This is a genomic window from Agrobacterium sp. CNPSo 2736 (assembly GCF_004005385.1).
Taxonomy (GTDB): domain Bacteria; phylum Pseudomonadota; class Alphaproteobacteria; order Rhizobiales; family Rhizobiaceae; genus Agrobacterium; species Agrobacterium leguminum.
Genome location: NZ_RZTX01000038.1, coordinates 1 through 9768, shown reverse-complemented (window position 1 = coordinate 9768; position 9768 = coordinate 1). Strand labels below are relative to the sequence as shown.

The following is a 9768-nucleotide window of genomic DNA, read 5'->3' as shown; positions in this document are numbered from 1 at the left end:
GCCAGTTCCGGAAGCGGATTGAGATCGAAGTCGTAAGTCAGCAACCCCTCGAGAACCTTCGAACTCACGTAATAGGCAAAACCTGAGGTGTTCGCGACCGATGCGATGACCGGGTATTCTGCGCCAACATTGACGGTGAGTGTTCCACCTCGCACAGGTTCATCGCTTTGCGCTCCTGCAGTTAAAGCCACCGCCAATGGCGCAGCACCTATAATCCCTAGAAATACGCGGCGTGTGAGTGAAAAGATTTCCGATGTCATTTCCGTTTCCTAATCATTTTTGAAAAAATGGCTCTCACCTTCGTGGCTGCGTCCCTAGCTAGATAAAATATAAAATATATAGTTTTAGTAGATTATCGGCGTCTTTTATCCTAATTTTCAGACGCTGAATGCAAAAGTTTTTCGCTGTCGATAAGGCGTGAAGCCTGAACACTGGTCTGCCCGTCTTGAGCGTGCAAGATTTTGAAGCTATTGTTGCGTCCACGCTCGATTCCGCGTTCTCGCAAGCGAGCTTTCGCCCAAAGAACGCGACGACGAGCCAGCCAGGCCGCCATCGAAAGTCCGCCCTCACTGCGGCCAAATTGGACGCACAATGGCATCGGGAAAACACGATACAGAAGCAACGTAATGTGTGCCAGACGGACCAGTATTCGTTTGATCGCGAAATAGCAATTGCGCAACCCAAGGCGCACAATGTCTATATAAAGAATTGATAATATTATGATTTCTGTCTTTTTGCAACCAGCTCGGCGATCGGAACAATTCGCATTAGTTTACTCAAAAAGAACCCAAAGAACGGACCAGAAACCCATATCTCCTGAAGCCAAAAGATGCCAAATTATCAAACGGGGATATAGACCAATATAGCTACATTCCCGCATTGGGCGCTCCTTTAGAAAAGCTGTGTTATGCTGATCTCATTGCGTTGCTGAGAACCCACCCTTGTATAACGCCACCAGTTCTTCGGTGATCAGATTTGGATTAGCCCCACTGCACCGACCTTGCGAAAGGCGTTCGATGCGACGCGCGCCTTGCGCGTCGGTAATCAATTGGAGAAGTCCCCCGATAATGGCATAGTAACGCAAGCAGATTCGCTCATATGGCACTTCGGGAACCGACCGGGACAGAGCGTCGAGGAACCGGAGGGCTGTGCGGTCATTTTCTTCTGCCAGCCTGTCATCAAGAAACGGTCGGGAAACCGCGTAGGCCTGAAACATCAGTCGCGGCAGGAAGTTTAACGAACCTTCCGATTTCAATCCTTCCTGGACAGTTGGCTCTATAAGAGCTCGTAAAACACTTTCAAGGTCAAGACGCCCGCCACCTGCCTCTGCCTCTACTTTGTCCAAACGCGCGAGTCTTCTACTCTGCAAGGACCCGAGCAATTCTGCGTAAATCTCGTGGATCAGAGTGTCCTTGGATCCGAAATGATAGTTGACTGCTCCCAAGTTCACGCCGGCTGCGCTGGTGATGTCGCGGACAGAAACAGCGTCGAGCCCCCTTTCCGCAAAAAGGCGGACGGCCACATCGAAAAGCTGACGCTTTGAATCATACTCTGGGCGACGTTTCTTGATCCGGGGCAAGGCGCTTAGCTTTCCTGAAAACTGCATTAAATGGCAAATATCCGGAAACGAGCAGCTTGACAAGCAAACGTTCGTATGAATAACGTTCAAACGTTCGTATGAAATGTGCGCACTCACAATTATCCGCGTGAGAGGGAGAACAAATCAAAAGGGCGCCTGATGCGGGCATACGGAGGACGCAGAATTCAGGGAGAGAGAAATTCATGCCAGAAAACTTACATTCCCCTTACCATGAAACCCACGAAGTCGACGGGGCTCTAAAGGGTGCTGCCCCTTCCGCTTCTGGTCAAGGGATCACTCGAACCGAAATTGAGGTTGAGACGGATCAGGGTGTTTTCGACGCGTATATGACGGCCGTTGAGAGCGGAAGGGGTCCCGGGGTGTTGATGGTCTCAACGATCTTTGGCCTCAATCAGGTGTTAAAGGATTGGTCTGACGAGCTAGCGATACATGGTTGCGTTGTAATTGCCCCTAATCTGTTTTCGCGCGACCCTGAAGACAGGGGGGTTCTTGCACTTCCACATGACACCGAGAGGGCTATTGCCCGTGCTATGCGTCTTGACTTCGCCAAATCGATGGGTGACCTCAGATACGCCATTGCCACTTTGAAAAACCACGCCAATTGCAATGGTAACGTCGTGCTGCTTGGCTTCTGTCTTGGCGGACCTTACGCCTGGCGCGCGGCATGTGATGGCCTTGATATTGAAGCGGCTGTCTCGTTCCACGGTAGCTTTGTATCCCGGTATTTAAAGCCTGACGATAAGCCTGCCTGTCGTGTCGTGTTCCACTATGGCGATAGCGACGATCTTGCGCCGCCCCCTGAACTCGCAGCAGTCAAGGCTGCCAGCGATGCGTCAGGCAGCGAATTCATCGTTTACCAGGGGGCGCGGCACGCATTCATGGTTAAGGCCGACCGGCAGAACTACAACCCCGGAGCTGCCATGCAGTCCTGGGGGCATACCATGAATATTATCGGCAAGCTTTTCTGAAGCAGCTTCTGCCGAGGCTGAAGAACCGGTCTGTAACACATCCGTCGTTTACGCGGGCACCAGTATTGCGTCGCTGCATGGGAATGCGGGCGACGCGGCTGATTTGTCGCGTCGTTCAACAATAATCAATCGTAATTTTCTCAAAGGGATATCAGGAGCCGAGAAATGAACATCTATGATTCACAACGCAATCAGCGTGATGTCGACGTCGACATTGCAAAGCTTGTCGAGCCGGCGCGCATTCACCGCCGTGTGATTGCTGATCCGCATGTCTTTGATCTGGAAATGGATCGGGTATTTGGCCGCTCATGGAACTATGTTGGCCATGAAAGCCAGGTTCCGCAGCCGGGGGACTATTTCACCACGCAGATCGGGCGTCAGCCGGTCGTCATGTCGCGTCATACGAACGGACAGGTCTATGTCGTGGAGAACCGTTGTCCGCACAAGGGTGCACTTGTCTGTCCCGAACGTTCGGGAAACTCCAAGCGTTTCATGTGCATGTATCATGGATGGCGCTTCGAGAATGACGGCTCGCTCGTGTCTGTCCCGGTGCATTCCGGTTACGATCGGTCTGGTTTTGACACCAAAGATCCTGGAAACGGGATGAAGCGTCTTCCTCGCGTCAAGAACCACCGAGGTTTCATTTTCGCGTCGCTGTCTGCCGACGCTCCAGATTTCGAAGTCTGGGCGGGTGTCGGTCTGCGAGGCCTGGACAACATGGTTGATCGCGCGCCCGACGGTGAAGTTGAAGTCATCGGCGATTGCTACCGGACCGTCCAGGACAACAACTGGAAGATCTTTGTCGATAACATGAGCGACGGTATGCATACCTCGTTTGTCCATCATCAGATGGCCAGAGCAGCACGTCAGACACTTGAAAAGTTCAAGGGTCAGGCTCGTCCCGGCGGCCTTGATGTTGCCTCGATGCTTGCGGGTGACCCCGACCAGATGGCCAAGGTAGATCTAATGGCTCATCCGAATGGTCACTTTGACATGGCAGCCTTTGCGCCGGATCTGAAGGGGGCGGATGCAGAGCAGTATCGGGCGGCTCTTGTTGCTCGTCACGGCGAAGAGGGCACCAAGGCAATCCTCGGTCGTAACTTCCACAACGTTCTGATGTTCCCGACAATCATCATGCAGCCATCTCTTCAGCAGTTGCGCGTCATTCGTCCGATCTCGGTGGACAAGACATTGCTGGAGATCTGGGCCTTCCGCTTGAAGGGTGCGCCGGAGAGCTTCATGCGCCGCGCGATCACGGGGGCAAACCTCGCCAACTCTCCATCCAACATCGTCGCAGCTGACGATTTTGAAGCCTATTTCCGCGTCCATGCCGGACTGAAGGGGCCGCGGTCGGAGTGGATCAGCCTGCATCGCGAAGCCAATCGTGACATCCCGGATGGAACAAGCCTCCGCGGTGAGACCGGTAACTCCGAAGTCTGCATGCGCAACATGTATCAGGCTTGGCGCAATTACATGATCGCCTGAAAGGCGCCACGAGAACCGAGCAGAGGAATTGACAATATGTTAACGACACATCAAAAGCTGCGCGTTAGCCGGAGCGAGGCCGAGGATTTTTTGTTCCAACAGGTCGCGTATATCGACGACCGCAACTATGAACCGTGGCTGAGCTTGTTCACACCGGACGCGATTTATTGGGCGCCTGCGCGACCTACCGATACGGATCCCGAGCTTCAGCAATCGTTCATGTACGACGACTTTCCTATGATGGTTGCTCGATGCGAGAGACTGCTTGCTTTCGGAACGGCTGGGCAACAGCCGATTACGCGCAGCAGCCACGTTGTGAGCAACGTAAGGATCGGCGCACCCCCACCCGATGAGGAGGAGGTGGTAGTTCATTCTCGCTTCCACGTCACACAGTTCCGGCGCGACGTTCTGAAATATTACTCTGGGTCCTACACGCACACGCTCGTGGGCACTGACGAGGGAATTAAAATCCGCAGGCAGCGTGTAGACCTCATCGACTGTGACGGAGTCCACGACACAATTCTTCAGCTCTACTTATAATGGGGTCTTTCAACGCTCTCATGCACCCTACCATAGATAGAGTTTTGAAGAACATTGAATCGCCAGTTGCCTGAATCGAAAACTGAATTTGACGCCGTCATCTTCTGTGACTCTTCAAGGCGGCCTTATCACCACCTCCGTGTCAAGGCATGATTTCGTTGGCGCGGACGTGAGGTGCCACACGTCGTTACCTCGGGTAATCGCATTGGCATTTCTGTGTTTTTCGTGGGTTGACCTCCGGCTCGCAGCGTCTGCCAAAATACCTTGAGGTATTGGGGCTTGCGCAATTGCCCGTCGAATACAGTTGAGGTTCGGCAAAGAAACCGTTTAAGAAAGGCAGGAGTGATAATGGGCAATCGGGAAGCAAAAAAAGTAGAGGATCTGTGTCAACGGGCAGGGATTGTCTATGCAACCCCGGATGGCACAGAACTGAAGGGTGATTTTTACTCACCAAATGCTGCGGGCCCGTTTCCTGTTGTGGTCGCAGTACCAGGAGGCGGCTGGATCGCGTCCGAACGCCGCAGCCTCAGCAATTGGGGTGCCCACCTTGCGAGATCAGGCATTGCTGTTTTTGTCATCGAATATCGAACCGCTCGCACCACGAAGATGTATCCGGAGGCAGTCTGTGATGTTGTCAGTGCGATTCAGTATGTGCGAGGCGCTGCGCAGGAGCTGAACATCGACCCTGCCCGGATCGCATTGATGGGAGCCTCAGCGGGGGCGCATCTAGGCGCTCTTGCCGCATTGGCGGGTAGTAAACCACACTTCAAGTCCATTAGGCCGGCAAACAACTTTGGCGACATTTCGCCGGAGGTAAAGGCTTTTCTCGGCATTTACGGTGTGTATGATCTCTACATGCATTGGCAGCAGGAAATCGCGTATGCGCCGAACCCAGAGGACAGGAGATCGGAGCGTTTTTCCGGCGCCAACCCTTATGACTTTCGGCTGTTGTATTTCGACGCATCACCACTGAGCCATGTTTGCCACGCGGCGAACAAGATGCCCATTTTTCTGTCTTATGGCACGGAAGACAGTGTAGTTGATCCCCAAACGCAGACTATTCCTTTTGCCCGCGCTCTTAGTCAGGCCGGCTTTATGGTGCGTATCCAGCCCGTGATAGGGGCAACTCACTTCTGGTTCAGCGAGGAAAAATTTGAGGAGCCAGGCGGATCGATTCACATCATCCAGCCGCACATCGTGAGGTTCCTCAGACGCCATCTTTAAGAAGACCCGGTTGCTTCCCGCGAAAAACTACTTTCGCACACATTGGTTTATTTTTCTGGGAGGAAAAAATGAATACCACGACGGAAACAATAGCGGGAAGAGTCGTCCTGCTGTTTTGCAATGGTGCAGGCATGCTCGATTTGGTGATTTTACCGCTTTGGGTTGGTGGTCTTATACGGACCTACAGTTTTGACCCGCAGGTAGCAGGCGGGCTTGTGACGCTTTACCTTGCGGGCATGGTTGTTGCAAATGTCAGTGCGGGATTCTTGTTCCATCGGCTTCCCGCGCGTCCGGTAGTGACGACTGGCTTCCTAATCGCTGCATCTTGTTTCTTTCTGATGCTCAAGACTGACTTGGGAGGCGGATATTCACTTGCCCTTAGACTGGGTGCACTCAACTTAATCGGCGGCCTCGGTGCGGGCGTTGCACTGGCGGTGGCTCATGGAACCATGAGTCTTGGCCATAATCCTCATCGGCTTTTTGCTGTTGCCAACCTCGGGCCCTGCATCTTCGCCGTTCTATTTTTCGCACTGACACCGCCAATGATGAATACAATGGGTGTCGGCGCCGTATTCGTGAATGCCGGTGCGATCATTCTCATCGCCGGGGTCTTGTCGCTTTTTGCTTTTCCCAGCATCCCGCGGAACAACAGCCCGAAAGAGGTATCGGAACGTGCCACTGGTACGCCGACGGCTATTTTGATTCTTTGTTTTCTAGGGCTTTTGTCTATGTTCCTGGCGAATTCAACGATCCTCAGCTTCGTGGAGCGGATCGGTAATGCTGAGGGTTTCGAATCTGCAGCAATCGGGACAGGGCTGATGATCGGCGGGATTATTCCTTTGTTGTCACCGATAGCTGCCGGTTTCCTTCAAAATCACTTGGCCGCCACCTGGACGGTCGTCTTCGGACTGCTGGCTCATGGCGCGTTTGCGATCGTCCAATCTCATCCAGCTAATTTCTTGGTGTTCACTCTAGCGAACGCATTGATAACTTCAACGACAGTGTTCACTATTATCTTCGCTTTCGGCTTGTTGGCTAAGCTGGACCCGAGCGGACGCATGAATGCGCTTACCGCCAGTATGACAATGACTGGCAGCGCGCTCGGGCCGATTTACGGTGGCACTATCGCAAAATACGCTGGCTTTTCAGCAGTTGGATTTGGGGCTGCAGCGTTAGCTGTAATCGGTGCACTGTGCTTTTCTGTTGTCGCCATGCGACTGCGCAAAGGCGCTCTCGTCCAGTATGCCTAAGTAATTCCGAATCGATGTAGCGTCGGAACACGAGGAACTGGAGCGACAGCTCTAATCCCTCCAATGCTATGTCCGCCTATTGCCACTCGAGCATAACCTCTTGAACTCCTAGAAAATGTCTGCCGCTCCTGAGTAATCAGGAGAAGACAAGGCTGGCGAACGCCATCAAAGACATCTATCGATTGCCAGAACTGGTTGCCCCAGTCGGAGCTTAAGGGTTCTACTTCTACCATTCACCACGTGCGCTTGGTAGACAACTATGTTGCCATCAGATGCAGCCTAATGGAAATCTTTGCAATCGTTGCTGCCATGATTATCGCAAACTACGGGGCCTCGCTGGCCCCGGCGTCGTGTGTCGCGTTCAGTTGGCGAGCAACGATATCGTGGTTGAGCCACTGGATTGGTCCAGAGGGCGCGCTGGATGACCGAAAAATCAACTGTCCGGTTGCTTCCACGACAAGCTTGCTCAGATGGTCACTGATCAGCGCGTTGCTGTCACGATGCATCTGCGCGATTTCGTGCGATGTCCCGATCGTGAGATCGGCCTGAGCCTGACTGTTGGGCATAGGCCATGCCGAGAAATTGTAGAACGGGATCATCACATCGCTGGCCTGCATGGCGCTGATCTTTTCGATAATGTCGTTGATGGTGACATCGTCGACCAACAGAGCCTGGCACGCCTGCCACTGTTGTTGTGCCCATTCTTTCCCGCCTTCTTTTTTCAAGGCCAGCAGCAGGGGGATCAGTGGCAGTTCGATACCTGTGAACACATCAGATGAGTTCGTGCGGATTTCCGGGCAATTGTAGACGCTTGCCTTGATTCCGTCCGCCCATGCCCGCTCGGCAATGCCCTCAAGCCGCATCTTGGCGTACCCTTGGGTGTAGTTAGTGTAGGTCTGCCAACGATATTTGCCATCGATGAGGATTTCGGTGCCATGATAGCCATAGGCTATATATCGAACCTGTCCACCAGATGCTTCGACGCGTTCACGAATGGCCGAGCTGAAATCGATCAAATGGCCGAACGTGTCTGCCGATACCGCATCGAAATTCTGCAGGATCAGCTTACCCAAATCACTATCGATGAGCGCCTGAGAGGACATGTGCCTGGCTCCTGTCCCTTTGTAGATACGATTGGCGAGAACCAGAAAAACCTTTGCTTTCGGTATTCCGCCCGCCATCGTGTGGGCGAAGAACACGTTCTGTCCCTCGGAAATCATGCCGTCTACAACGCCCATGACCTCCGTGAGTGCGCCCGTGAAGCGCTCGGCGGCGATATCACGACATTGGGCTACATAGTCCCAGTCGAGCTTGTCGCTCTCCCAACTGCCAATGGTCATTTTGGCCAAGAGATCCGTGGGCGTGGGGCCACCTTCCGGCGCATCGAGATCGAAGCCGGCCATGAGGGGAATGTTGATGACCTTACCACCCAGATGTTCTTCGGCCGCTGCGACCTCCTCGTCATTCAGCGGCCGCAGAGAATTGTCTTCACCGCGACGTCCGACCGTGATTCCGACAATTTTCATGCCAGCGTTGCGCGCTTCGTCAAGCAGCCCTGTGGCATAACCACGTCCGAAAAGTTCGCCAAAAAGAACAAAGACATCTCCACATTTGAAGGCTTTGCTCTCTGGGATCTGGTGCAGAGAGGACGATTTTTTCATTTTCCTACACTTTTTCGTTTGAGGCTTCGAGCGTCGAATTACAGAGCTGTGATGCCAAAATGCGAGTAAACAGGGAACTCATATTGGGTTACAGAGCATCGCATAATGTGAGTACTACTCGTATTCTTTCGACCCGCGATGCGTTCATTTCACGCGGACTCAAGCCAGCCTTCGCATAGACCCGTTAGACGGACCAGCAGCGCGCATTTATTTAAGCCAAGCGCTGGAAAAGCGGACGCTCAAATTCTGTTCGCGACCTGCAGCTAAGGAGAGTGTATTTGTCGGCGTCGTTTGCGAATATCTCGTGGCATTCTCTTTCAAATTCGTCATACAGTTCTCTACCTTACGTTATGAAGAATGTCGTGAAAACTCTCATGGAGTCCAGTTGTCGAGAGGCGATGCGACGGTCAAGTGGTAAGACCGTGTTGGATGGCGGAGCATCCGCCCTGCACCCTCGAGCGTAGTTGCGGGAGGGCAGAATGCCATCAACACCTATGCTTCCCTTGGAACAGCTACGGACAGAGGTCGGTCCAAAGCGCAGAAGACCGCAGCGCCGAATTGGTCAAAAATAGCAAGGAAAGGCTGCTTCCTGCCCCGCCGTTCGCGCACGAGGATCGCGTGCGATATTTGCCAGTGGCTGAGCGTTAGATAATCCCGAACTATGCATTCCTATGCGCGATCGAGCCCCCGCGGAGGTTCGCTTGATAATGCTAAAGCGTCGCAAGCCCACCAAGTCACCTGGACCTAGCACTACTTTGGCAGAATGCATTTTGGCGGTCTGAAGCGGATTCTGCAGTGCGGACATCGTTCTGGGGCTGACGTTGATAGGAGGGTGTTTATGACCGCGCGTCGGATGGCTGGCAGTGTCGGTTTAGGCGGGCCGTGCCTCTTGGTTTTTTTCCCGCTTGGCCTGGTGTAGGCGCTGATGTTGCAGGAAGGCATAAGCGATCATTGTCATCAGCGCGTGTCGATGCAGACCTTGCCATGATCGGCCTTCGAAGTGATCGAGGCCGAGTTCTTCTTTCATTTGTTGATGCGCC

General features: G+C 53.3%; 7 protein-coding genes and 3 pseudogenes. 6 read left to right on the top strand and 4 right to left on the bottom strand.

Annotated elements, in window-relative coordinates:
- Positions 1-260, bottom strand: a pseudogene (locus tag EM858_RS26615) (ABC transporter substrate-binding protein); the annotation flags it as partial.
- A gap of 656 nt (positions 261-916) precedes the next feature.
- Positions 917-1606, bottom strand: coding sequence for a TetR/AcrR family transcriptional regulator (locus tag EM858_RS26610; protein ID WP_127758537.1), 690 nt, complete (start codon positions 1604-1606; stop codon positions 917-919).
- A 176-nt stretch (positions 1607-1782) separates the two neighbouring features.
- Here EM858_RS26610 and EM858_RS26605 point away from each other — a divergent pair, with 176 nt between their 5' ends.
- The 6 genes and pseudogenes from EM858_RS26605 to EM858_RS27540 all read left to right on the top strand — a co-directional run.
- Positions 1783-2568, top strand: a complete 786-nt coding sequence (locus EM858_RS26605; protein ID WP_127758536.1) for a dienelactone hydrolase family protein — start codon at positions 1783-1785, stop codon at positions 2566-2568.
- Positions 2569-2733: 165 nt separating this feature from the next.
- On the top strand, positions 2734-4053 hold the full coding sequence (locus EM858_RS26600; RefSeq protein WP_127758535.1) for a Rieske 2Fe-2S domain-containing protein: 1320 nt from the start codon (positions 2734-2736) through the stop codon (positions 4051-4053).
- Positions 4054-4089: 36 nt separating this feature from the next.
- Entirely contained in the window at positions 4090-4593 is a 504-nt protein-coding gene (locus EM858_RS26595; protein WP_127758534.1) for an aromatic-ring-hydroxylating dioxygenase subunit beta, read from the top strand.
- A gap of 348 nt (positions 4594-4941) precedes the next feature.
- Entirely contained in the window at positions 4942-5817 is an 876-nt protein-coding gene (locus tag EM858_RS26590) for an alpha/beta hydrolase (RefSeq protein WP_127758533.1), read from the top strand.
- A 68-nt stretch (positions 5818-5885) separates the two neighbouring features.
- Positions 5886-7067, top strand: a complete 1182-nt coding sequence (locus tag EM858_RS26585; protein WP_127758532.1) for an MFS transporter — start codon at positions 5886-5888, stop codon at positions 7065-7067.
- A 19-nt stretch (positions 7068-7086) separates the two neighbouring features.
- Positions 7087-7396: pseudogene (locus EM858_RS27540) on the top strand (IS3 family transposase); the annotation flags it as partial.
- Here the strand turns inward: EM858_RS27540 and EM858_RS26580 are convergent.
- Together EM858_RS26580 and EM858_RS26575 are read right to left on the bottom strand one after the other, a co-directional pair.
- Entirely contained in the window at positions 7391-8728 is a 1338-nt protein-coding gene (locus tag EM858_RS26580) for a hypothetical protein (protein WP_127758531.1), read from the bottom strand. The pseudogene EM858_RS27540 and the gene EM858_RS26580 overlap by 6 nt on opposite strands.
- 871 nt (positions 8729-9599) lie before the next feature.
- Positions 9600-9768 (bottom strand): annotated as a pseudogene (locus EM858_RS26575) (IS701 family transposase); the annotation flags it as partial.

Excerpts from the sequence above, each read along its gene's own strand:
- EM858_RS26610 (WP_127758537.1), bottom strand. The coding sequence starts at position 1,606 with ATGCAGTTTTCAGGAAAGCTAAGCGCCTTGCCCCGGATCAAGAAACGT.
- EM858_RS26605 (WP_127758536.1), top strand. The coding sequence starts at position 1,783 with ATGCCAGAAAACTTACATTCCCCTTACCATGAAACCCACGAAGTCGAC.
- EM858_RS26600 (WP_127758535.1), top strand. The coding sequence starts at position 2,734 with ATGAACATCTATGATTCACAACGCAATCAGCGTGATGTCGACGTCGAC.
- EM858_RS26595 (WP_127758534.1), top strand. The coding sequence starts at position 4,090 with ATGTTAACGACACATCAAAAGCTGCGCGTTAGCCGGAGCGAGGCCGAG.
- EM858_RS26590 (WP_127758533.1), top strand. The coding sequence starts at position 4,942 with ATGGGCAATCGGGAAGCAAAAAAAGTAGAGGATCTGTGTCAACGGGCA.
- EM858_RS26585 (WP_127758532.1), top strand. The coding sequence starts at position 5,886 with ATGAATACCACGACGGAAACAATAGCGGGAAGAGTCGTCCTGCTGTTT.
- EM858_RS26580 (WP_127758531.1), bottom strand. The coding sequence starts at position 8,728 with ATGAAAAAATCGTCCTCTCTGCACCAGATCCCAGAGAGCAAAGCCTTC.